The following is a 22,215-nucleotide window of genomic DNA, read 5'->3' on the forward strand; positions in this document are numbered from 1 at the left end:
GCGATGAACAAGTCTTCAACCAATCCTCAGGAGCCACCCCGCTGGGCCGACCGCCTGCTCCGGTGGTTGACGCCCCCTGATCTGCTGGAAGAGTTGCAGGGCGATCTGCATGAGCAATTTGCCCAGCGAGCTGCACAAGTCGGTGCCTGGCGCGCCCGCTTCTGGTATGGGCTGGAAGCGTTAAAGGTTATTCGCCCCTATTACCTCAGGCGTCGAGTGGCTAGCCTGGCCAACCGGCAACAGGAGCCCTTCCCGAAGCGACGGGCTACCAACCGTCCTTACTTTACCCCTGAACATACCTCGCCATTTCTACTACATCCGGATATGATTCGCAACTATGTTAAAATCGCCTGGCGCACCCTGTGGAAAAACAAACTGTTTTCCCTCGTTAATATTCTGAGCTTGTCGCTGAGTATGGCCGTGGGGGTTATTCTGTTTACTGGCCTGAAAGCCACGTTTGATACCGACCACTTTCATCCAAAATTAAATCAACTCGTCCGCCTACTCACCCAGGAAACAATCGAGGGGCAACAAACCAACTGGGCAACCGCTCCCTTACCCTTGGCGACTCAACTGGACAGCGTCTCCTTTGTCGGAAAAACGGTTAAAGTACGGCTGGCCGGAAAACATAACCTGCAAACCCAACAGGGCGATGTACCCATTGACATAAAATTTTCAGAGCCTGCTTTTTTTGAGGTGTTTGGCTTTCACTTGTTATCCGGTAATGCCCAAAGCCTGGCCACTAATGCCACCACCCTTTTTTTAACCCAAAAAACAGCCCAGAAACTATTTGGTAGCACCAATGCGATTGGACAAACGGTTCAAATTGAACAGTTAGGTTATTATACCGTTGGAGGAATCATCCAGGACCCGCCTTTAGCAACCCATCTGCCCATTGAGGCCATGTTATCCATTCGTGCGGCTGAAGGGCTGGAAAAAAAAGGAGCCATCCCGACTAGTTCACAAGATTGGGGAGACTTCAAGAGCGCAGCCATTTATGCCCGGTTAAAATCAGACGGTAATCTAGCGCAGCTTAATGCCACGCTTCAGCACTATAGTCGGAAAGTGGCTAAGAGCCAGCTTCAATTTTTGGCACAACCCCTCGACGAGATTACCCCGGGAAAAATCGATCTTAAAAATAATCCCCATGCGGGCACGAGTTGGGAAGACGTAAAAACGCAGCTAGTCATCATTCTATCGTTAACCCTTTTGGCTGCTTTCAATTATATCAGTCTGGCCTTGGCGCGGGCTTTCTCGCGGGCGCAGGAAGTGGGTGTTCGCAAAACCATAGGCGCCACAAGAGGCCAAGTGATCGGTCAATTTTTACTGGAATCGACCCTGGTTGCCCTGTTTGCTTTGTTGTTTACCGTGCCCTGTGTTACTCTTTTAGCCCGTTACGTACCCGATATGGACGATGTGACCTTCTCCTGGGATATACCCTTAGTAGTAGGTTTGATAACCTACGCCCTGATGACGGGCTTAGTCGCCGGGGCATTTCCGGCCTGGCTATTATCCGCGTTTGAGCCGATACAGGTTTTGCGTAAACTGAAGAATATAAAGCGCTTCCGGGGTGTGGCTGTTTACAAAGCGTTGATCGTCGTTCAATTTTCGGTGACCATCCTGTTTATGATATTGGTGGTGATCGTAGCCGATTATGATCGACAAAACCAGGCCATCATCCACTCCACCGTGCCCTCCAATGTGCTGACCCTGGAGTTGAAAGGGGAACCCTATCAAAACCTGCAACATGAGATAAGTCAGCTAAGTCAGGTAGAAACGACGCTGGCTACTAACTGGTACTATGAGCCCCTTAAACTGGGTAAAGACTCGGTGACGCTAAAGGATAAAACGCTGGCCATAAACTACGTAAGTATTGACCCCCGCACCCTTGACTCAGAAGGTATCCGCTTACTGGCCGGGCAAAATTTTCCTGAAACTATGCCCCACCGTACGGAGCTATATGTGTTGGTCAATGAAGCGGCCGCCAACTTATTGGCCGCTAAATCGGAGACCCTGGTAGGGCAAACTCTATGGCTGGACTCTGCCGCTGTACAAGTCATTGGCATCCTGCCCAATGAGCTTATTGGCCCACAACGTCCTTTACTCTATCGGTATCTGCCCCATGAAATAACCACCTTGACCATAAAAATAAAGCCCTATACAGAAAGGGAAGCGACCAGGGCCATTCAAACGGTATGGAAAGACCATTTCCCCCAGAAAACAGCCAATCTGTATAACTTAAAAGCGTATCGTTATTCAGGCGAAATCAATGGAGAAATTAGTGGAGAAATGGAAATTTTCGGCGGCTCTGCCCTGATTGTCATGCTCATCGCGGCGTTGGGCATTTTAGGCATCGCCAGTTACTCGGTAGAAACGCGCACGAAAGAACTGGGTATTAGAAAAGTATTAGGGTCAAACAAGATAAACTTGGTGTGGTTAGTTACCAAGAATTTTGGTATTCTCATTCTGCTTGCCGGGCTAATTGGTGTACCGGCCGGCTTGTTTTGTGGTGATTTACTCAGGAAAGAAATGGGCAGTCCTCTTGCTTTGAGTCTTATCAATATAAGCATAGGCTTTGGTTCGGTTGCCCTCGTAGGTTTACTGACCGTGCTCTCCCAAACGATTCGAGCGGGGCAAATTGAGCCGGTAAAGGTGTTAAAAGCCGAGTAATACAGCACGCGATTTATGAGTAGATGATGCCGCTGGCGAGCCAAAGAATTTTTATCCCACGATAGCCAGACAAAGATCCACTTCACCTCGAAAATAGGAGCGATTTTGTGAGACGGTTTAGCAATGGATAGACGCTTCACTTTAACAACCCCAAAATCGTATTTCAAAACGAGCACACGCAAGCTTTTTGAAGTAGTTACAATAACTTCGCCGATAAGAATACAATCCGCTTTTCGGCTAAGCCAAACTTGTTAACTACTCATGACTGAAATCCAGATGTTGATCAACCAGACCGCTGATGCCTACCAGTGGACCAATAAGCTGGTTGAAGCTCTGCCTCTTGCAAAGTGGCAGATTATTCCGCCGACGGTCGAATCCAGTATCGATTGGCAAGTTGGGCATTTGATTATCAGTCAGTATTTCCATTCTATAATGGTCATTCGAGGCCACCAAATGGACATGCTCCAGCAGCTTCCTATCCGAGAATATAGTGAGTTGTTCACCCTATCTGGTCCTGATCAATCAGTAGGCCAAGTAGAGTCAGCCAAATTAAGAGCTGACTTAGTGGTTATGCAGCAAAGGTCGTTGGCGACCCTGGCGACGCTGCACGTTTGGGAACTGGATAATCCGTTAGAGCCAACCCCGACTCCTCATCCCATCGCCACGACAAAACGGGAGGCCATTGATTGGAACATCAAGCACACCATGTACCACTGTGGCCAGATTGGGCTCATTAAGCGCGTAGTGGATAAGCGCCATGATTTCGGTCTACGATTAGCCAAATAACCGAAGCGTCACGGTTCACCGTTTTAGCCTTGGCCATTCGCATACTACTTGTTTCTTCTCATTTTAGAGAGATTTATGAGATATTGTGAATTATGGACTAATAATCCTTCTGTTTACACAAAATCGCTACCGAGTAATTTATCGCTTCTTCTTAGGTTCACGCTTATAAACGCTCCATAACCGGACGCAGGTGTACGTTTTCGGACAGTCAGGTACGCTACAACTCAGGATATATGACTGATAACGTGCAATTTATGCTTATGGCATTCCATTTGTTTAGCAAATAATAAGAAAATAAACTGGCTAACGAATCGGACTCATGAGTAGAACTTATTTAGGCGAATTTGAAGAACTCGTCCTGCTGACGGTGGCCATCCTAAATGGTACGGCCTATGGACTGGCTATCGCCCAAGAACTCAAGCTACGAACCGACCGCTCTATTAATCTCAGTGGGGTCCATGTGGCCTTGTATCGATTAGAAGAAAAAGGATTTGTCAAATCGGAGTTGGGAGGAGCTACAGCTGCTCGGGGAGGTCGCCGAAGACGACTCTTCTCCGTTACAGCCTACGGCAAACGCTCCCTGGATGAGTTGCGGCAGGTTCGCAATGATCTCTGGGAAGCTATCCCCAACCTATCCTTCTCTTAAATCATGACCCAACCACCACGTAGCCCCTTGCCGCCCCGTTGGGCCGATCGGTTACTAAGACTTTTCTGTCCAGCCGAGCTCCAGGAGGAACTCTTAGGTGATTTGCATGAACAGTTTCAAGAGCAAGTGGCCCAGGTAGGCGAATCGACCGCTCGGCGGTTATACCTCTGGGAAGTCATCCGATTTTGTCGTCCTTATTTGATTAGCCGCCAGCTTCGCGCACGGATGGCTGTCTCAACCTCTAATTCATCACAATCTTTACTCCTTCCTAACATGTTACAGAATCATCTAAAAATTGCCTTTAGAACGCTGGGGAAACATAAAGGCTATTCAGCGATTAACATCGGTGGCTTAGCGGCGGGTATGGCCGTCGCGATGCTGATTGGTCTCTGGGTTTATGATGAGCTATCGTTCAATCGATATCATAGAAACTACAACCGGATTGCCCAAGTCATGCAAAACCGGACTGAACACGGCGAAATTAAGTCGACCAAACAGTTGCCTTACCCCTTAGTTCACGAGCTTAAAACCAACTACAAGGACAGCTTCAAACGGATCGTAACCTCCACCGATTTAGGCGATAAAGTACTTTCTTCGGGCGATCGAAAAGTAGCCAAAAGAGGGGTGTATATTGACAAGGAGGCCCCGGAAATGTTTACGCTAAACATGCTCAGAGGTTCCTGGGCTGGTTTAAAGGAGCAGCAATCCATTTTATTGTCGGAATCGACGGCCAAAGCCTTGTTTGGCGAGGCCGATCCGATCGGTAAGCCATTGAAGATCAATACGGATCAAGACCTAACCGTGACGGGTATCTATGAAGATTTACCCCAGAATACTCAGCTTCATGGTACGGAGTTCTTAGCATCCTGGGATTATTTCTTAGCGACAAATCCGTTCATGAAAGAGAAAAAATGGGATAACCATGCCCTTTGTATCTATGTAGAACTTCAGCCTACCATCGATGTTGATCAGGCAACGACCAGAATTAAAGATTCGGAATTGACGGTGATTCAGCGGCTCGAAAGTATGGGGGCCGAAGCCGCTACTCATCCGCAAATGTGGCTGCACCCCATGCGCAACTGGCATTTGTATTCTGATTTCAAAAATGGGGTAGTCAGTGATGGACCCATTCAATACGTCTGGCTGGTAGGTTGCATTGGCTTTTTTGTGTTGCTACTGGCGTGCATCAATTTCATGAATCTCTCGACGGCACGTAGCGAAAAACGCGCCAAGGAAGTGGGCATTCGGAAAGCGGTGGGCTCCCTACGCAGCCAGTTAATCGGCCAGTTTTTGGGTGAATCGTTTCTGATTGTTTTCCTGGCTTTTAGCTTCACGCTCCTGATTGTTTTGGTATCGTTGCCCTGGTTTAATGAGTTGGCTGCCAAACAAATACGTATCCCCTGGACGAACCTCTACTTCTGGTTGGGTACAATGGGATTTATTATCCTGACGGGATTGCTGGCGGGTAGTTATCCAGCTCTCTATTTAACATCGTTCCAGCCAGTAAAGGTCTTGAAAGGGACTGGCTTGTCTCGCGCTCAAACAGGGCGGTTTGCCTCGCTGCCTCGTCAGGTACTGGTGGTGATGCAGTTTACCATTTCAATTACGCTGATCATTGGCACTGTCATCGTGTTCCGCCAGATTCAGTTCGCCAAAAATCGGCCGGTTGGTTATTCGCGGGAAGGGTTATTGCTGGTGCGAATGGAGTCGGACGATTTTTACGGGAAGAGTAACCTGCTCCGTAGCGAACTCAAACAGACGGGCGTCGTCGTGGAAATTTCTGAATCGCAAAGTCCGATAACGGGCGTCTGGTCGGCCAATGAGGGGTTCCGTTGGAAAGGCATGTCCACTCCTTCCGCTGAAAAATTCGCTACATTGAGTGTGACGCCTGAATATGCCAAAACGATTGGCTGGCGCTTTGTGGCCGGACGAAATTTCTCACCCGAACTGGCATCCGATTCGATGGGCTTTATCATCAATGAACGAGCCGCTAAGCTGATGGGATTCAAACGGCCAGTGGGCGAACTAGTTAGCTGGAAAAGTCAGTGGATGACGAATAACATTGAACGGCAATTTCGGATTCTGGGCGTGGTAAAAGACATGGTTATGGAGTCGCCATTCGAGCCCGTAAAACCCACCGTCTTTTTTCTGTTTGGGCAATCCAACTGGATCAATATCCGACTCAATCCGGGCGCAAGCACAGCCGAAGCGCTGCCGAAAATAGAAGCCGTTTTTAAAAAGCTAATTCCCTCCGTTTTGTTCGATTATAAGTTCGCCGATCAGGAATACGCGGCCAAATTCGCGGCCGAAGAGCGGATTAGTCAACTGGCCAGCTTTTTTGCGATTCTGGCCATTCTCATCAGTTGCCTGGGACTGTTTGGACTCGCTTCTTACGTCGCTGAACAACGCACCAAAGAGATTGGCATCCGTAAGGTATTAGGTGCTTCAGTCGCCAATGTGTGGAGTTTGCTCTCCAAAGATTTTGTGGTACTGGTGGTGATCGCCTTTGGCATCGCATCCCCGTTAGCCTGGTATTTTCTTGATAGCTGGCTTCACTATTATGCCTACCATACTGACTTATCCTGGTGGGTATTTGCCGCTTCGGGCTTTAGTGCGCTGTTGATTACGTTGCTGACAGTCAGTTATCAAAGTATCAAAGCCGCGTTAGTCAACCCAGTAACGAGTTTACGGGCCGAATAAAGGCTAGTATAGTCAAGTTTAAACGCAAAAGGCATTAACATGGCGTTTGTGCTTTTGCGTTTTACGGGATTGTATACGATCCATAAAACGCCCTAATTACGGATTCGCAAATCTCTCTTTGTCTTACTCGGGAGCATTTTGGGAGACAAATCATCGATAATCCATTATTCTGGCTCATCCTATTATTTGTTTCCGACCAAGTAAGCAGTAGTAGAAAGAGAGAGAGTCTATTTTATATCATTGACCAACTTGGTTCAAAAACTTTTTAATCCTAATTTCCGGTTGACCTCCTTAACCATCAAGAAGAAGTATGAAAAGCAAATTGATTCTAACATTTGTTCTTTTAAGCGTTAGTTTGGCTGGCTTTACTCAAGATAAGACTAACACAGCTGTTGCTGGTGAAAAAGGCTTAATTAAAGTGGTTATCATGTATCCCTATGCCGAAGGCAAAACCTTTGACATGGCCTACTATGAAACCAAGCACATGCCGATGGTCGCCAGCTTTTTAGGGACCAATTTGGTGAAATATACCATTGACAAAGGGCTGGCCAACGGCATGCCGAACCAACCCCTGCCGTTTATGGCGATTGGCACCTTTTATGTAAAGAGCCTAAATGCGTATCAAGCGGCTATCGGCCCACATCGAGACGCCATCCGGGCCGATTTTGCCAACTACACCAACGTGAGTCCGATTATTTTAGTTAGTGAGGCAGTAAAATAAACTAGCCTTTAAAGAGACTGATCATCGAAAAGTAGTAGCCTGAAGTATCATCCTTTAGCTAATCCATAGCCACTTATATAATATGCTCAGATTTATAAAAGTTAGCCGCCTTATCTTAACAGTAGCTGCCCTACTAACAACTGCTGGCCTACCGGCCGACGCTTGTACCTGCGTGAGAAACAATAACTGGACCCTTAAAGATGAGTTGAACTCCGTAAGCCTTGCCGTTAAGGGAAAGGTTATTAGTGTTACCGATTACAGGGATTCTGAATCTGCTTGGCCTCAAAAACTATATAAGCTTGTCATCGAGAAGAAATACAAATCTCCGCTTAACACCCCTGATACAATTTCCATTATTACGGGTCAGGATGGTGCCACCTGCGGCTATGGGTTCAAAATGGGCAAGGAATACATCGTTTACGCTACTAGATGGGAGCCAATGAATACGATGAAAGAAGCGACAGCAGTCAATCCACCTAGTATGTTCTATACGAGTATCTGTAGGTTGACCAAAGAGAGTAACCAGAAAGAATTAGCTCAGTTAAATCGATTAGTGCATTAACCGAGACCTGCAATTTTTCATTTACGAAGCAAAACTCAAACGCTCATCGTCTCGGGTAGGAGCCTTATTTGAGAACAAGTAAAATAGCGTTTTAATGCTGCTTAGAATAGAGTGATGGACGAACCGGCACTTTAAGAATGGTAAAACACGACCTAATTACCTTTGGCATGTATACGTGGCAGGTACTTGCCGTTGAAGAGGGGCACAGGGCGCTGATCATTACCCAAGATATAGTGGATCTGCGATGGTATCACCACCAGTTTGTCGACATAACTTGGGCCGATTGTGCGTTAAGGCACTACCTTAATCAGGAAATCTATTCTACATTCAGCCAAGACGAGAAGGCAAGAATTATTGAGGTGACAAACAAGAATGTTGACAACCCGTGGTTCAACACAAAAGGGGGGTCAGATACCACGGATCACTTATTCTTGCTGAGCTTGGAAGAAGTCTGCCAGTATTTTGGCAACAGCCGGGCAAACCTAAGGAATAAAGGGAGGCAAACCTGGTTGATTGACGACGAAAACAACGCTACTCGCCAAGCTCGATACGGTACTGATTTCCACAGTTGGCGGCTTCGGTCGCCTGGCTATTACGGGCGCACGGGTGCGAGTATCAACAAACATGGCCATGTTTATGTCCGTGGCAATGGTGTCTTTGGCAGTCCCAGAGACGGGGGCGGAGTTCGTCCCGCTTTGTGGTTGCGGGTGGACGATCAAATCTGGCCATGATAGGTACTGGTACTCTTTTCTCTTTTCAATTCGATTTAGGCTGAGCTGATTAGTAAAAGAGGGTTTTGTGACACTGGTGTCAATCCTAATCCATGCCTTATTAGAGTCGTGACGAGGATGAAAATCTGATAAGCCTTGACCCATTACTACATACTAAACAAAGTCCATTCAGCATAAACGTTTAAGTCAATCCGTAGAGACATAGACCCAAGCGCTCTAACCCTTTAAGCGAGGACCCACAATGCTTACCCCATGCTCCTGGTGGACCTGCTTAATAATCTCCAAGGTGGCCGTTGGGGGAAGCTGGGACAGACGCTTAAAAAGAGCTTCGGTTTTGCCGCTCGGATTGGTTTGGAAAAACATGGTCCCCGTTTCACTCAGCACTAAAAACGCATGGGGCACTTCCCGGGGCAAAAATATAGTATCCCCCCCCTTGAGGGTATATTGCTGGTCACCTACCTGCAACAAAAATTCGCCTTCGATGAGGTAGAATTGCTCATCCTGCCTGTGTATTTCGGAGTAAACTGACCCACCTGTTTCGGATGTAGCTGACCCACCCATTTCGGGCCAAACTGACCCACCCCGCCCGCTGAGCAGGAGCCGCCTAATCACCGTAGTTTCGGAACAAATTGACCCTCCGAACCTATGGCCAACCAGCGTCTTCCTATGCACCTACTCCGTCAGATTCTGCTTCTCCAGCAGCAACAAAAGTCTATCCGGGATATTGCCCGTTCGCTAGGCCTGGCTCGCAATACCGTCCGGGGCTACCTGCGCATGCTCCCCGAGCCGGCAACGCTTTCCCTCCCCCAACTCTCCGACCAACAGTTGGATGAGCTGGTACAAAGTCGTCCGCCTGCGCCCTCACCCGACGCCCCCCTACCTATTCTTCAACAACGATTCGCTCAGATTGACCGCGAACTGACCCGACCCGGCGTTACCCGGTATAGTCTTTGGCTGGATTACAAAGCCGAACATCCCGACGGCTATCAGTATACGCAGTTCTGCCACTATTATCAGCTTTGGAGCCAGCGGCAGCAGACCAGCATGCACATTGAGCACAAAGCGGGCGACAAACTCTTCGTCGACTTTGCGGGCAAGCGGCTCTCGCTGGTCGACCAGACAACAGGGGAGGTTAGGCCGGTCGAGTTCTTCGTGGCCGTGCTGGGTTGCAGTCAGCTCACTTACGCCCAGGTAGTGGCTACTCAGCGCAAGGAGGACTTCATCACCGCCCTGCAAAACGCCCTGCATTACTTCGGGGGCGTACCAGCGGCCATCGTGCCCGATAACCTCAAAGCAGCTGTGATTCGCTCAGATCGCTATGAACCCCAGATCAATGAGACGCTGGCTGACTTTGCGCTCCATTATCAAACGACGATCCTGCCTGCCCGGAGCGGTAAGCCCCGCGACAAAGCCCTGGTCGAAGGGGCAGTCAACATCCTCTATCGACGCATCTACGCCCCCCTGCGCAATGAGGTCTTTCATCGACTTGACGATCTCAATGCGGCTATCCGCCCCTTACTCGACGCCCACAACCAGATGCGCTTTCAGAACCGGGGCCATAGTCGGCAGTCGCAGTTCGAGGAGCGGGAGCGAATGCACTTGATGGGGTTGCCCAACACGGCTTATCTCATCAAACACTACGCGGGGAGCCGGGTTCAGAAAAACGGCCACGTACTGCTGTCGGAAGACAAGCATTATTACAGCGTACCCTATCGCTACATCGGCCAGTGGGTACGGTTGATCTACACGGCGTCAAGCGTCGAAGTCTACTGCCAGCACCAGCGTATTGCGACTCACCAGCGATTACAGGGACACTACCATTACTCGACGCTCAAAGAGCATTTGCCCCCGGCCCATCAGTGGGTCAGTGACTGGAACCCGGAGACGTTTGTCCGTCGGGCCGACCGTATTGGTCCCCAAACCCGGCAGGCCGTCGAAGCCATCCTAACGAGCCGGGCGCATCCCGAACAGGCTTACAAGTCATGCCAGGGTGTATTAAGTCTGGAAAAGAAAGTGGGTAGAGAGCGTCTGGAGCGAGCCTGCGAACGGGCGTTGTGCTACCAGAGCGTGAGTTACAAAGTCATCCGATCCATCATCGAACGCGGGCTGGATACCCTCTCCGATGCCAGTCCTGTCAGCTCAGTACCCACTCATGAGAACATCCGGGGCGCATCAGCCTATCAGTAAAGCGGAGCCAATCAACACACGTACCAACTATAAAAGGGAACAAAGAACATGAATAATCAAGCGACACTTGACCGACTGCGGGACCTTAAACTGGTGGGCATGTATCAGGCCTTCGAGACCCTGCTTCGCCTGCCCCTTCACCAGCAACCGCCCGCCGACGAACTACTGGCCCAGCTTGCGGAAGCTGAACACGAGTACCGTCAACACCGACGCACCCAGATGGCCATCCGGGCGGCCCGCTTTCGCTATCAGGCCTCGCTGGAAGAGTTGCACTACGGCCCTGGCCGCAACCTGGATAAAACGCTGGTGCTTCGTTTGGCCGACTGCCGCTTTATCGATCGAGCCGAGAATATCTTCCTGACGGGATCCACTGGCTGCGGCAAAAGTTACGTGGCTTCGGCCCTGGGCTATCAGGCCTGTCAACTGGGCTATCGGGTGGGTTATTACAATCTGATCCGGCTGATGCAGCGACTGCAACTGGCCAAAGCCGACGGCTCCTACCAGCGGGAGATGAGTCGTCTGGAGCGGCAACACCTGCTCATTCTGGATGACTGGGGCCTACAACCCCTTGATCAGAATGGCCGATTGGCCCTGTTACAGATCATGGAGGACCGGCATGGCAAGGCCGCTACGATCATCACCTCGCAACTGCCGGTGAGTAAATGGCACGAATACATCGACGATCCTACCCTGGCCGATGCCATCCTGGACCGGCTGACTCACAAGGCTCACCGGATGGAGTTGAAGGGTGAATCGATGCGACGCAAGCAAAGTCTTGCGGCTGAGAAATAAAGTGTACTAACTTTGAGTGGTTCCTACCCACAGGCGGGGTGGGTCAGTTTGCTCCGAAACGCCTGGGTCACTTTGGCCGGAATACATAATCCTGCCCATGATGAACATGTAAGGGAGGGCCGTCGTTTTTATGGTATTTGCCATAAAACATGGTCAATTGCTGGTCGGTATCCTGGCCTGATATTTTCAACGAGAGCTCCATACCCAGCACATGATAAAGCTGGTCAAAACGGGCTTCGGTCTGCCGGATAACAAATGGGGTAGGGGTAACCATAGGTGTAGTAGCTTGTGTAGCAGGAAGCAAAGGATGAGCGGCGACGGCTGATAGGCCCAGCATAAAGGAACGGCGTGTCGGTTTGTACATAGCGTTGATAGTCTAGTTGTGATGTCCACAAAGCTAGCCTGGCCGGTAAGGATTGTATTGGTCAAAAAACGACATCGTTAGCGAAGACCCAGTAATTTTTCGGGTGCCCGGGTTTGGGCATCTAAGAGGTCCGGGGGCGTCAGGCCGGCAAACTGTTTGAAGTCTTTGACCATATGCTGATAATCCCCATAGCCACAACCCAGGGCAATCGCTAGCCAATCCCTGGTAGGGTATCGCTGCTTGAGGGCAAAGGCCCGGTTGAAGCGGGCGATCCGCAGGAATAATTTGGGACTCACCCCATTACGCTGCTTAAATTTTCGTTCGAACTGCCGAACGCTTAGACACGACTGACTGGCCAGATAGTCCAACGATAGGGGCAAAAAGGAATTCTTAAGTAAGCCATTGGCCCGGTCAATGGGCTCCATCCGTAAACGGAGTTTACCAAACTTAGTGAGCAGATAGGCCTCGGTGGTGCGGATCATGCGGTCGTATTGCTCAGTATCTATCAACTGCTGAAGGATCTGGTAGTTTTCCCGGCCCAGAACATCTTCCGCATCGATCACCGCGTCGGTGAAGTAGGTGGTGGGTATTTGACCCAGCAAATGAAACAGGCCTCCGGGCTGAAACACAATTTTGAGGAGCTTAAAATTTTCCGGGTAGTGGTGAAACCAGCTACTGACCAGTTGCCCCTGAATCACGCTGGGCGGGATGAGGAGTCGTTTATGCTGGTCAGGACTTATTTTGGTAAAGCGGCCAGCGGGATAAAAAATAAGGCTTTGTTCGGCCCTCGCTTCCAGCAGTCGGGCTGGTCGCTGACCGGCCAGAGCTTCAAAGTTGAAGTGGATCAGCGTGTATTCTTTGACAAAGGGAAGTAAAGCGGGGTGGGGCTGAGTGCTTTGGTAAATCATAGCATGCTCCGTCTTTTTGAATGTTAGTTAGTAAAGAACAGGCTTAACTACTTAGTTGATACCAACCAGCCCAGGAATACTTTCATATTTAGGGAAAAATAGCCTGTTTAGCTCAAGTGGGAGCATTTTGGGAGACAGTTATTTTTTTATGTCTGTCCAACACTATCCGTCGCATACGAAAATCTCATATGTCTCATGTTGGAGCGTTATCTGAGCATGGGCTTATAAGTAAGTGAGTGCCGCTAAAAAAGGGACTTATCAACAGATTACTAACAGAACACCCTCGAACTCGTGTCCTACACCGGTAAGTAGAGGGTAAAGGTAGCCCCCTGACCGGGTTGACTGTTGGCTGTAATGGCCCCCCCATGATTGGTCACCACTTTCTCACAAATGGCCAGGCCAATCCCCGTACCCCCGTACTCATTCTTTCCGTGCAAGCGCTGAAAGATCTGGAAGATGCGATCCAGATACTTTTCTTCGAAACCTACCCCATTATCTTGCACATCGATCCGGTGGTACTCGACCGCCACCCGACCGGGCTTCACCCCAGCCGGTAAGTCGACAAAGGCAACGGCTTGCGCCCATACCTGAATCTGGGGGGGCACATCAGCCCGGCGAAATTTGAGGGCGTTACTCAGCAGGTTCTGGAACAGCTGGCCCAGCTGGGAGGCATCCCCCGTCAGCGTAGGCAGCGGACCCACCTGAAGCTGAGCCCCCGTTTGCTGAATCGTCCAGTCCAACGTATCGAGCACACTGGCCACAATGGCCTGCAGCGAAACGGGCGCACTCTGGTCCCGCTGGGTGGAAATACGGGAGTACTCCAACAAGTCCCGAATCAGCGTGGACATCCGGGAGGCCGCCGTCTGCATCCGCTCCAGATACACGAGTGTCTCGTCGGTCGAATCCGTATACCGCGTTTTCAAGAGATCCCCGAACTGCTGAATCTTGCGCAGGGGCTCCTGCAAATCGTGGCTGGCAATGTAGGCAAAGGTTTGCAGGTTGGCATTCGAGCGAACCAGCAGGCCATTGGCTTCGGCTAAGGCCTGGTTCTTGCTCATCAGTTCGTGGTTTGCCGCTGCCAACTCTCCCGTGCGCTCTAGCACCTGACTTTCCAAACTCGCCGCCAACTGCCGAAGCTGCTCCTGGCTTTGGCGTAGCGCGGTTGTCCGCTCGTATTCCGCCGTTATGTCCAGGTTTGTGCCCATCAGCTCCACGGGGCGTCCCGTCGGGTCAACGACCACATGGAAACGGGAGCGAATATGGTGGACACTTTGGTCAGGATGGATGACCCGATAGCTGAGGCCGAAGGGCACCCCTTTGGCAATACTTGCCATGATGCTGGCTTCCGTGGGAGCTAAATCGTCAGGATGAATACTATTTATCTGGGTCTGGGCTACGTTGGCCAGATACCCGGGGGCAAGTCCGATGAGCTCCGCTCCCCGGGCATCGAGGTAGCCCTCATTGGTGAGCAGGTTCCAGCTCCAGGTACCCAGTTGGGCCACATCCAGAGCCAGTTGTAAGCCGACTCTGCTTTGTTGCTGGGGTTCCAGAGCCTGTCGGCGGGCGGTGATGTCCTCGTAATGAACCACCAACTGGTCAGTGCCAAAAGAAAAGGCCGTCAGCTCGAACCAACGGTCCAGCCCCGGGATGAACCGCTCAAGGCGAATGGTCTGCCTACTGGCTATAGCCTGCTGGTAGATGTCGATCCAACCGGGCTCCAGAGCGGGAAATACCTCCTGAGCCGTTTTACCAACGGCCTGTTGTGGATTGATTCCGGTGAGTGTTTCAAAGGCGGGGTTTAACTCCAGGAATCGGCAATCAATCAGCTTTCCGGTTTGATCCCGGATGGCTTGGCAAAGGGCAAACCCGGTGTCAATCGTCTGGAAGGGGGGATCTGTTTGGTCTGAGGAGCCCCTGGCCTGAGAGTTCTTGACAAGCGGATGACTCAGGGCTGAATCAGTCGGTTGAGCTCGATGCTGTTTTCTCATAGTTATCGGAGAAGGGCATCCGTTAGCCACCCTTAAGCGAGGCTAAAGGTAGGCTTAATTGTCTATTTACCCGAATAAGTTCATCTTGGTTGTTGAGGGGTAAGTCGGTTGGCTTACCATATCAAAAAACGCCCATTTAATGGGACGGTTACCACGAGCTGATGAAAAGGTATCACCTAAAATGCCCTGTTAGTTAGTCTAAGTCCGCCGTTGGTAAACGTGGATCAATCGGGTAGGGCTGAATGGAGAGGACGCGGCACTCGCTACGCTGAGCATGCAAGGGATCTAACAACACATTTCGGGAAGGTGACAAGGGAACCACTGCGGAAGGTAAAGCCAAACATAAGCACTTGTGGCGCTCAAACTGCTGTTCCGCAAAAAGCGGCAAGCCTGTAGGCGTGGCATACGGATCATCCCAGCCCAGAGGCAGCTCTTCCACGCTAACAAAACTGATGGAGTGATCGGGTACGGCAATTTCACATAGAATCAGGGGAGGCAGATCTGCTAAAGGCGTGCCATCCAGATGCACCATGTATTCCAAAAAACAAAGCTCAGGGGTAGTGGCCGTGTAGACCATAGGCCGTCCTTTAGCATTCCAGCGCCCACCCCGTAGCTTAGCTCCTATACCCTCCAGGATGCTCTCACGATACGTGTCGGTTTGGATGCGATAGAGAGTGATGGCCATTAGCTGAAAACACCATATTCAATCCGCCCCAGTATATCTTCGATCAGTTGGACACCGGTGGGACTATCCAGCAGATCTAAGGGAGAGCGATCCCCTAACAGCCGTAAGGGTCGACGCAGCCAGCGGTTGAACTTGCCTTGGTCCTGGAAAACGGTTGTACCGTATCCAGCCAATCGCCCCAGCAGCAGCAGTTTTTCGGAAGTGGCGGCATCGAGTCGTCCAGCCTTAGCGTGTCGGTGGAAGGTTGCTGTCGATTGATTAAGCAGCCGAGCCATTTCCTTATCAGTAACTCCCAGTAGGCCGGCGATGCGTCCGGCCTCGGTGCCCAACAGCCCTTGTCTGGAGCGGTCAATGAGTTGAAGAGCCGTCAGTGGCTGAGCAGAGGGGCTCTGTTCGCTTATGTAAGCAGTCGCTTGCGTTGCCATATTATGCCATCAAAGAGTGGGACAGTATCATTTGATAGCAATATAACTATCTTTTGACACTTGCAGTTCATTCCTAAACCGCAAATATCAAAAAGCCAGGTAGGCAACGAGCCTAAAAAAGATAGCTTTTATTTGAAAAGCGAGATAGTTCAACGGAGAATAACGGATAAACCTGAGCGAAAAATCTGTCGTTTACTTGAGGTAGTGTAAATAGTCGTCGCTCATAGGAGGATATAATGAGACAGTGAGTTTTTAATAACTATCAACTTCAGTTAGTAGCCTACAATTAATTGATAGAATATTAAAAGTATATATAAAAACAATACAATATGTTATTTATTTGTTTCTTTGTAATCATCAACGTTCCATTAGGTTATGACTTACCTTAATCCGATTCATCGACTAATCTGGGGCTTCAGTGTTTTGTTTGGCCTACTGGCGTGTCAGCATAAAGACCCAGTAGCAACAACGGTCACACCCGTTAACCCGCAGCCAACATCCCAGCCCTATCCGGCCAGCGACCATGCTTCCCTTCAGCCCATCTATGGAACTTATCAAGCTAGCTCGTTTAATGACTTGTCCTCACCAGTTGCTTATCCGATCAATGGTCAAACTGTATCATTGGCCCTTAAACCCTTCGCTGGCGATACGGTTCAAGTGAGTATCCAAGCCACCGCCAATGGTAAATATTCACCAGGGAAAGATCTCACCTATGCCAGGGCAGTAGTGGTCAGCAAAATTCACACGGATGGTACGGTGATTTATTATGTGTATCTGACTCAACCGACGCCAACTGATTGCGGTTATAATACCTTGTACATCTATCCCAATACCAGCATGGATTACAACTTTATTCCTCCAGGCAATAGTCCTTGCTTAGGGGCCCGAATCCGGTTTAGTAAGCAGTAAATCATTGGCAGTACATTCCCTGATTGTTTCCGATAAAGTTCGGCCAACTCATTGTGTCCTGAAATACACTGGACGTCAATATGCCCTTTAGGGCCAACTTGTTAAAGATGCCAAAAAGGCTGTTACTTGTTTAAAAAGGTAGCGAATTAGGAGACATATATTTTAACATCTGTCTAAAGCTATCAGTCACCTACGCCAAAGGAGCGATGATATGAAGTCCTTTAAGATTTATACGTGTAACAATACTTACCTATAATTATATTCTACACTCTCCTCTGCCGAGTTCGCTAACTAGCGCATAACAAATACATTTACAGAATTTTAATATGTTATTTTGTATGTTTATAATCTCCACTTATTAACTTAGTGATAATCAATTAGTACACTATTTGCTAACGTATTTCTTTGAGGTTGATTCACACTTACTACTCAGAAAATGGACCTCTCTACTATAGCTTCTCAGTTCCTTGACCGACACAGTGAAATAGTTGAGTTGATTATCCAAAAAAACTGGCAGCAGACGGCACTAGGACCTATAGAGAAATGGCCCCAAAGTTTACAAACAACGCTCAGTATTTGTCTTCACTCCCGGTTCCCCATTCTGTTTTGGTGGGGACCTGAGTTCAAGATGATCTACAATGATGCTTATGTGCCCCTGTTGGGAAATAAACATCCAGCCGCTTTTGGTAGTCGGGGCGATCAGGTCTGGGGCGAGGTTTGGGAGAGTATTGGGCCCAGGCTTACTCAGGTGATGAACAGTGGCGAGCCAACCTGGTCCGAAAATGAACGCTTTACCATCAATCGACATGGCTTCCCGGAGGAAGGCTATTTTACATTTTCTTATAGCCCGATTTACGTTGAATTCGGTAAAGTTGGGGGGGTGTTTACCGTGGTAACCGAAACAACCCAAGCCATTCTGGCTCAGCAGCAATTACGCCTTCAACACGATCAATTGGAGCAGATAAACGTTGAATTAGAAAAGAAGATCCAACAGCGTACCCAGGGGTTGCATGATTCCCTGGCTGCTTTGGAGAAGACCAAACTTGAGCTCGCTCAAGCCCTGCTGAATGAGCAGGCTCTCGGTAAATTGAAATCGCAATTTGTGGCGATGGCCTCTCACGAGTTTCGTACACCCCTTACTGTCATCAAGACGTCGGTCGATTTAGTAGAAAAATATACCGAGCACCTCAAGGATCTTCCCATCCGAAAACATTTTGACCGAATAGGCATTGCCATTGAGCATTTAATGACGACGCTGGAAGATTTTTTACTGATGGGAAAACTGGATGAAGGGCAAACCCGAGTGAGACCCGAGCAGTTTAATCTAGCCGATGCGGTCAATCAACTGATCTCAGATATTGAAGTCCTTGTCAAACCCAATCAACGGATCGAAAGTCAAATTGAGTGTTCTCATCTTGTTTTCCTGGATGCCACCTTACTACGCAAAATACTGCTGAACTTATTGACAAATGGTATAAAATATTCAGGTAGCGATTCAACTATTCGAATTGAGGGTGTCTACGCCGATGGTTTATTAATCCTTTCCGTCATTGATCAAGGCATCGGAATAGCCCAAGAGGAACAGAAACATATCTTCGATCGCTTCTTTCGAGCGGCCAATGCCACTACCATAGCGGGTACAGGGTTAGGCTTACATATTGTGAGCCACTATGTAAATCTGATGAATGGTCAGGTTAGTTTGAGCAGTGAGCTGAACAAAGGGACTACTGTCACGCTAACACTTCCGTGTTAACATTAGAAGCCATGGGCAGAAATTAAAAAAGCCGTCAATTCAAACGCCTGAATTAAAGAGCAGACCAACGTTAGCTCAAGATGCTACAATATGCATGTTTACTAAGACGGAACATGCGTCAGTATTTGCACGAAAGTTGTATTGTGGCTTACCGAAGAAAGAGGATAAAACACTACATTGGTAGTTGTCAACTTGCTTTCTAGTATAATATGGTCCTACATGTCTCCACGCTGATTGCTTACGCAGTTTTTATCCTTGCTGAGGTCGTTTTAAATCGGGCTCTAAGGTCTACGTCAACCGATAAACAGGCCGTCGATCGGCATTCGATTACCCTCATCTGGATGACCATTCCAATCGCCATTTTCCTGGCCATCTCCTTAGCTAGCTACGTGCGTTTACCAATTTATAACGGCCCCTGGGGGCAATACATGGGTGTGGGGATCATAGCCTTGGGCGTGGTACTGCGGCTGCTGGCGATCTACTCATTAGGTCAGTTCTTCACCGTTGATGTAACGATTCGACCCAATCATAGCGTCAAGAAAGACGGCTTATATCGGTACTTACGCCACCCCTCCTATGCGGCGTCCTTACTTTCCTTTATGGGCATGGGCATTACGTTTAATAATTGGCTTTCGCTTTTGTTACTGGTGACGGCCGTAGGAGTGGTATTTATCAACCGAATTCGAGTGGAAGAAGCGGTATTGATTGATCATTTCGGATCCGAGTATTTGGCCTACAAGAAAACGACTAAGGGCTTGATTCCCTTTATTTATTGAAGCCACTTTTCAGGCCCGGTTGACCTTAAATTGGGGTTTATCTAGATCATTAACAAGTGAAACTTCTTACGTCTCATGCGGGAGCGAATTGTGAGACACTGATTTTTAATATCTGTCCAACTCTATTAGTCACATACGAAAATCTACTTCACAACCTTACGATGAAAGTTGGGGTCTATTGAGTAAAATCCATGAAAAAAATGAAAGTAGCTTCCTACATGTTATTCGTGATCGTTTATTTTTTTGTACACCTTATCGCATTTGGACAAGTGAGAAACTTGACTTATCGATTAGAGGGAACTGTTAATCGCGATACCGGAACAGTTACGTTATTGCCAAGCGGTGAGGGGTTCGATCCAAATCTAAATAACAACTATGAGACTAAGATTGTAAACGGGCGCTTTCTGTTAGCGGGGAAAATGGCCTATCCCGGTAGTTATAGAATTCAAATTAAGCCCGATTATATATCAAACTACTTCCTAATTGAACCAGGTAGTCAAACTATTACCTGTAATGCTGATTCGCTTCGAGAAACGCCCCAATTAGCCACAAAGACGATGGTTGAATATAATCAGTTCATAACCGACTATGTTTCGCCAATCAGTAAACAGCGAGATCAGGCTTTCGAGCAGTATTTTGATCAAAAATCGGCTACTACTAATCCGCGTACACTAGACAGTTTGCAAACGGCTTTTGGTCAAAAGCGAGCTCGTTTAATCCATCAACAGCAACTAGGCTACCTAACCTATATTACTCAGCACCCTATTTCCTATGTAAGTTTATGGCAATTAGTTAAGGATTTAGGAGAGGGTTATCGACCCGTTTTAGATACACTCTATCAAGCTCTTTCTGTCTCGTTGAAAAATACACCAACCGGAAAAATGCTCGCCCAACGGCTAAACTCGTCAAAAGTTACTGCTATAGGGCAGATTTTTCCTTCTCTAAACTTGCTTGATATAAGTAACAAATCGATTACCCTCTCGCCTGATCATAAGTCAAAATACACGCTAATTGATTTCTGGTTTAGCCATTGTGGGCCCTGTCTGCAACAGTTTCCTCAACTCAAAACCATATTTGCAACGTATCAAGCCAAAGGGTTCAGTATCATTGGTATTTCCATTGATAAATCGACAGAGAGAGAGACCTGGAAAAAAACAATACAGGCTAACGGATTAACTTGGCCTCAGTACCTAGATCTATCAGGTAAAGTCTCGGCTGGCCTGCTCTCGATTAATTATTTCCCCTCTAATTTTTTACTGGATGAGAAAGGGGCCATCATTCGAAGAGATATAAGTCCCCAGGATTTAAGTACTTTTCTTTCTCAACGAATGTAATTATTCTACTTTAATGTGTATTTAGGAAATGATGAAACATATGTTAAGAGAATATTTTGAGAACGTGAATGACATTTATAGCAAGTGAAAAAAATACAATCAATACTATTCAATTTACTTAAAGAGTCTGCTTTATGCGTTACCTGATTTTGAGCTTACTTAGTTGCTTACTCTCGTTTGTAGCTGTGGCACAACCTTCGCTCACCGTAACTGTAAATGGTAATGAGAACGGCATAGCCTACTTTTCTCACGGAACGGGTGAAGACATAAAAATAGATTCAGCACGTATTACTAACCACCAGTTTACACTGCCTCACTACCAACCCTTTGTTCTCTATTCTGTTTGGTTCAAAGACGTTGATAAAGCTCTTCAAAAAGTCATTCTCTATCCAGCAGCCCGTATCCAGTTTGACGCCAATTATGATCCAATGATTTCCTTGGCTACCGATTCGATAAACTACTGGTACCTCCAGTTTAGAAAACAGCATTTACAGTTTGCCAACACCATTGGCCAACTTTCCTATGAAACTGGTCAACGTAACACAGAAGATTCATTGTATAAAGAAAGAGCTAAGGTATATAGCTCTTACACAAATAACTTTGCAAAAGAACTTGTAAGCCATCGCGCCAACCTGGCTGCAGCCACGGCCCTTTACGATTTGATTGTAGGAGATCGACTGCTACCGCCCTTACTCATCAAAAACCTTTACACCCAATTAGCGGAGTCTGTCATAGATTCGTATTATGGGAATAAGATAGGTATCTATTTAAACCTTGAGCAGCAGCTAAGTCTTGGCTCTATGGCGCCTGTGTTCAAGCTACCAAAAAGTAATGGCCAACTGGTAAGTCTCAAACAGTTACGAGGGAAGTATACTCTGCTGGACTTTTGGGCCTCCTGGTGTGGTCCATGCCGGGTTACGAACAGAGAACTAGCAGATAAAATGACAAAGCTAAGCGGTAAACTTCAGCTACTTAGTGTGTCATTGGATACCAACAAACAGAAATGGCTAGAAGCCTCTTCCAAGGATGGCATTACGTGGTTGAATGTATGTGACTTTAAAGGCTTTAAGAGTCAAGCAGCTCAAGTTTACAACATCGGTGGCTTACCCAAAATCTTCCTGATATCGCCTGAAGGAGTTATTTTAGGAAGCGATTTAACTCTTGAGCAGATAGCCAAAATGATTAACTAGAGTAACCTATTAACAAGCCCTACCCTGTTACATGAATTACAGAAATCTACGGATAGTTATTAAAACAGGCGTCCCATTAAACGCCCAT

At 48.1% G+C, this 22,215-nt stretch carries 20 protein-coding genes and 1 pseudogene; 14 read left to right on the forward strand and 7 right to left on the reverse strand.

What is annotated here, in order from left to right; genetic code table 11:
- Window positions 1-3 precede the first annotated feature (3 nt).
- The 7 genes from ACYVAM_RS29060 to ACYVAM_RS29090 all read left to right on the forward strand — a co-directional run bounded on the left by ACYVAM_RS29060 (window position 4) and on the right by ACYVAM_RS29090 (window position 8,816).
- On the forward strand, window positions 4-2,670 hold the full coding sequence (locus ACYVAM_RS29060; protein WP_461073679.1) for a permease prefix domain 2-containing transporter: 2,667 nt from the start codon (window positions 4-6) through the stop codon (window positions 2,668-2,670).
- Window positions 2,671-2,931: 261 nt separating this feature from the next.
- Entirely contained in the window at window positions 2,932-3,456 is a 525-nt protein-coding gene (locus tag ACYVAM_RS29065) for a DinB family protein (protein WP_461073680.1), read from the forward strand.
- Between the two features lie 319 nt (window positions 3,457-3,775).
- Window positions 3,776-4,102, forward strand: coding sequence for a PadR family transcriptional regulator (locus ACYVAM_RS29070; RefSeq protein WP_461073681.1), 327 nt, complete (start codon window positions 3,776-3,778; stop codon window positions 4,100-4,102).
- A 3-nt stretch (window positions 4,103-4,105) separates the two neighbouring features.
- The gene (locus ACYVAM_RS29075; RefSeq protein WP_461073682.1) at window positions 4,106-6,802 is read left to right on the forward strand and encodes an ABC transporter permease; all 2,697 of its coding nucleotides are present in this window, start codon (window positions 4,106-4,108) and stop codon (window positions 6,800-6,802) included.
- 310 nt (window positions 6,803-7,112) lie between these two features.
- Entirely contained in the window at window positions 7,113-7,523 is a 411-nt protein-coding gene (locus ACYVAM_RS29080; RefSeq protein ID WP_461073683.1) for an EthD family reductase, read from the forward strand.
- A gap of 82 nt (window positions 7,524-7,605) precedes the next feature.
- A complete protein-coding gene (locus tag ACYVAM_RS29085) occupies window positions 7,606-8,085 on the forward strand; it encodes a hypothetical protein (protein WP_461073684.1) in 480 nt (159 codons plus the stop codon).
- A 137-nt stretch (window positions 8,086-8,222) separates the two neighbouring features.
- Window positions 8,223-8,816, forward strand: coding sequence for a DUF6273 domain-containing protein (locus ACYVAM_RS29090; protein WP_461073685.1), 594 nt, complete (start codon window positions 8,223-8,225; stop codon window positions 8,814-8,816).
- A 216-nt stretch (window positions 8,817-9,032) separates the two neighbouring features.
- Here ACYVAM_RS29090 and ACYVAM_RS29095 read toward each other — a convergent pair whose 3' ends face one another.
- Window positions 9,033-9,428: a cupin domain-containing protein gene (locus ACYVAM_RS29095; protein WP_461073686.1), complete on the reverse strand. Its 396-nt coding sequence runs from the start codon at window positions 9,426-9,428 to the stop codon at window positions 9,033-9,035.
- 54 nt (window positions 9,429-9,482) lie between these two features.
- On the opposite strand from ACYVAM_RS29095, the gene istA reads away from it, so the two are divergent.
- Both istA and istB read left to right on the forward strand, forming a co-directional pair.
- Window positions 9,483-11,003, forward strand: coding sequence for an IS21 family transposase (gene istA, locus ACYVAM_RS29100; RefSeq protein ID WP_461073687.1), 1,521 nt, complete (start codon window positions 9,483-9,485; stop codon window positions 11,001-11,003).
- A 48-nt stretch (window positions 11,004-11,051) separates the two neighbouring features.
- Window positions 11,052-11,795 (forward strand): IS21-like element helper ATPase IstB, encoded by a 744-nt coding sequence (istB, locus tag ACYVAM_RS29105; RefSeq protein WP_461073688.1) that lies wholly within the window; start codon window positions 11,052-11,054, stop codon window positions 11,793-11,795.
- A 67-nt stretch (window positions 11,796-11,862) separates the two neighbouring features.
- Here the strand turns inward: istB and ACYVAM_RS29110 are convergent, their stop codons facing one another.
- The 6 genes and pseudogenes from ACYVAM_RS29110 to parS form a co-directional block, all read right to left on the reverse strand.
- Complete coding sequence (locus ACYVAM_RS29110; RefSeq protein ID WP_461073689.1) at window positions 11,863-12,069, reverse strand: cupin domain-containing protein; 207 nt, start codon at window positions 12,067-12,069, stop codon at window positions 11,863-11,865.
- A 167-nt stretch (window positions 12,070-12,236) separates the two neighbouring features.
- Window positions 12,237-13,067 (reverse strand): helix-turn-helix domain-containing protein, encoded by an 831-nt coding sequence (locus tag ACYVAM_RS29115; RefSeq protein WP_461073690.1) that lies wholly within the window; start codon window positions 13,065-13,067, stop codon window positions 12,237-12,239.
- Window positions 13,068-13,363: 296 nt separating this feature from the next.
- Window positions 13,364-14,656: a sensor histidine kinase gene (locus ACYVAM_RS29120; RefSeq protein WP_461073752.1), complete on the reverse strand. Its 1,293-nt coding sequence runs from the start codon at window positions 14,654-14,656 to the stop codon at window positions 13,364-13,366.
- Window positions 14,633-15,055, reverse strand: a pseudogene (locus ACYVAM_RS29125) (PAS domain-containing protein); the annotation flags it as partial. The gene ACYVAM_RS29120 and the pseudogene ACYVAM_RS29125, both read right to left, overlap by 24 nt.
- Before the next feature lie 193 nt (window positions 15,056-15,248).
- On the reverse strand, window positions 15,249-15,740 hold the full coding sequence (locus tag ACYVAM_RS29130) for an RES family NAD+ phosphorylase (protein WP_461073691.1): 492 nt from the start codon (window positions 15,738-15,740) through the stop codon (window positions 15,249-15,251).
- On the reverse strand, window positions 15,740-16,165 hold the full coding sequence (parS, locus tag ACYVAM_RS29135; RefSeq protein ID WP_461073692.1) for a type II RES/Xre toxin-antitoxin system antitoxin: 426 nt from the start codon (window positions 16,163-16,165) through the stop codon (window positions 15,740-15,742). The genes ACYVAM_RS29130 and parS overlap by 1 nt, the downstream gene beginning before the upstream one ends.
- 375 nt (window positions 16,166-16,540) lie before the next feature.
- Here parS and ACYVAM_RS29140 point away from each other — a divergent pair, with 375 nt between their 5' ends.
- The 5 genes from ACYVAM_RS29140 (at window position 16,541) to ACYVAM_RS29160 (ending at window position 22,127) form a co-directional block, all read left to right on the forward strand.
- On the forward strand, window positions 16,541-17,074 hold the full coding sequence (locus tag ACYVAM_RS29140; protein WP_461073693.1) for a hypothetical protein: 534 nt from the start codon (window positions 16,541-16,543) through the stop codon (window positions 17,072-17,074).
- A gap of 436 nt (window positions 17,075-17,510) precedes the next feature.
- On the forward strand, window positions 17,511-18,827 hold the full coding sequence (locus ACYVAM_RS29145; protein ID WP_461073694.1) for a sensor histidine kinase: 1,317 nt from the start codon (window positions 17,511-17,513) through the stop codon (window positions 18,825-18,827).
- Window positions 18,828-19,036: 209 nt separating this feature from the next.
- The gene (locus ACYVAM_RS29150; RefSeq protein ID WP_461073695.1) at window positions 19,037-19,603 is read left to right on the forward strand and encodes a methyltransferase family protein; all 567 of its coding nucleotides are present in this window, start codon (window positions 19,037-19,039) and stop codon (window positions 19,601-19,603) included.
- A 191-nt stretch (window positions 19,604-19,794) separates the two neighbouring features.
- On the forward strand, window positions 19,795-20,937 hold the full coding sequence (locus ACYVAM_RS29155) for a redoxin domain-containing protein (protein ID WP_461073696.1): 1,143 nt from the start codon (window positions 19,795-19,797) through the stop codon (window positions 20,935-20,937).
- 134 nt (window positions 20,938-21,071) lie between these two features.
- The gene (locus ACYVAM_RS29160; RefSeq protein ID WP_461073697.1) at window positions 21,072-22,127 is read left to right on the forward strand and encodes a TlpA family protein disulfide reductase; all 1,056 of its coding nucleotides are present in this window, start codon (window positions 21,072-21,074) and stop codon (window positions 22,125-22,127) included.
- Window positions 22,128-22,215 lie beyond the last annotated feature (88 nt).

This window comes from Spirosoma horti, assembly GCF_054776595.1.

Excerpts from the sequence above, each read along its gene's own strand:
- ACYVAM_RS29090 (WP_461073685.1), top strand. The coding sequence starts at position 8,223 with ATGGTAAAACACGACCTAATTACCTTTGGCATGTATACGTGGCAGGTA.
- ACYVAM_RS29130 (WP_461073691.1), bottom strand. The coding sequence starts at position 15,740 with ATGGCCATCACTCTCTATCGCATCCAAACCGACACGTATCGTGAGAGC.
- ACYVAM_RS29145 (WP_461073694.1), top strand. The coding sequence starts at position 17,511 with ATGGACCTCTCTACTATAGCTTCTCAGTTCCTTGACCGACACAGTGAA.
- ACYVAM_RS29065 (WP_461073680.1), top strand. The coding sequence starts at position 2,932 with ATGACTGAAATCCAGATGTTGATCAACCAGACCGCTGATGCCTACCAG.
- parS (WP_461073692.1), bottom strand. The coding sequence starts at position 16,165 with ATGGCAACGCAAGCGACTGCTTACATAAGCGAACAGAGCCCCTCTGCT.
- ACYVAM_RS29160 (WP_461073697.1), top strand. The coding sequence starts at position 21,072 with ATGCGTTACCTGATTTTGAGCTTACTTAGTTGCTTACTCTCGTTTGTA.
- ACYVAM_RS29060 (WP_461073679.1), top strand. The coding sequence starts at position 4 with ATGAACAAGTCTTCAACCAATCCTCAGGAGCCACCCCGCTGGGCCGAC.
- istB (WP_461073688.1), top strand. The coding sequence starts at position 11,052 with ATGAATAATCAAGCGACACTTGACCGACTGCGGGACCTTAAACTGGTG.
- ACYVAM_RS29075 (WP_461073682.1), top strand. The coding sequence starts at position 4,106 with ATGACCCAACCACCACGTAGCCCCTTGCCGCCCCGTTGGGCCGATCGG.
- istA (WP_461073687.1), top strand. The coding sequence starts at position 9,483 with ATGCACCTACTCCGTCAGATTCTGCTTCTCCAGCAGCAACAAAAGTCT.
- ACYVAM_RS29080 (WP_461073683.1), top strand. The coding sequence starts at position 7,113 with ATGAAAAGCAAATTGATTCTAACATTTGTTCTTTTAAGCGTTAGTTTG.
- ACYVAM_RS29115 (WP_461073690.1), bottom strand. The coding sequence starts at position 13,067 with ATGATTTACCAAAGCACTCAGCCCCACCCCGCTTTACTTCCCTTTGTC.
- ACYVAM_RS29110 (WP_461073689.1), bottom strand. The coding sequence starts at position 12,069 with ATGGTTACCCCTACCCCATTTGTTATCCGGCAGACCGAAGCCCGTTTT.
- ACYVAM_RS29140 (WP_461073693.1), top strand. The coding sequence starts at position 16,541 with ATGACTTACCTTAATCCGATTCATCGACTAATCTGGGGCTTCAGTGTT.
- ACYVAM_RS29155 (WP_461073696.1), top strand. The coding sequence starts at position 19,795 with ATGAAAAAAATGAAAGTAGCTTCCTACATGTTATTCGTGATCGTTTAT.
- ACYVAM_RS29150 (WP_461073695.1), top strand. The coding sequence starts at position 19,037 with ATGGTCCTACATGTCTCCACGCTGATTGCTTACGCAGTTTTTATCCTT.
- ACYVAM_RS29085 (WP_461073684.1), top strand. The coding sequence starts at position 7,606 with ATGCTCAGATTTATAAAAGTTAGCCGCCTTATCTTAACAGTAGCTGCC.
- ACYVAM_RS29070 (WP_461073681.1), top strand. The coding sequence starts at position 3,776 with ATGAGTAGAACTTATTTAGGCGAATTTGAAGAACTCGTCCTGCTGACG.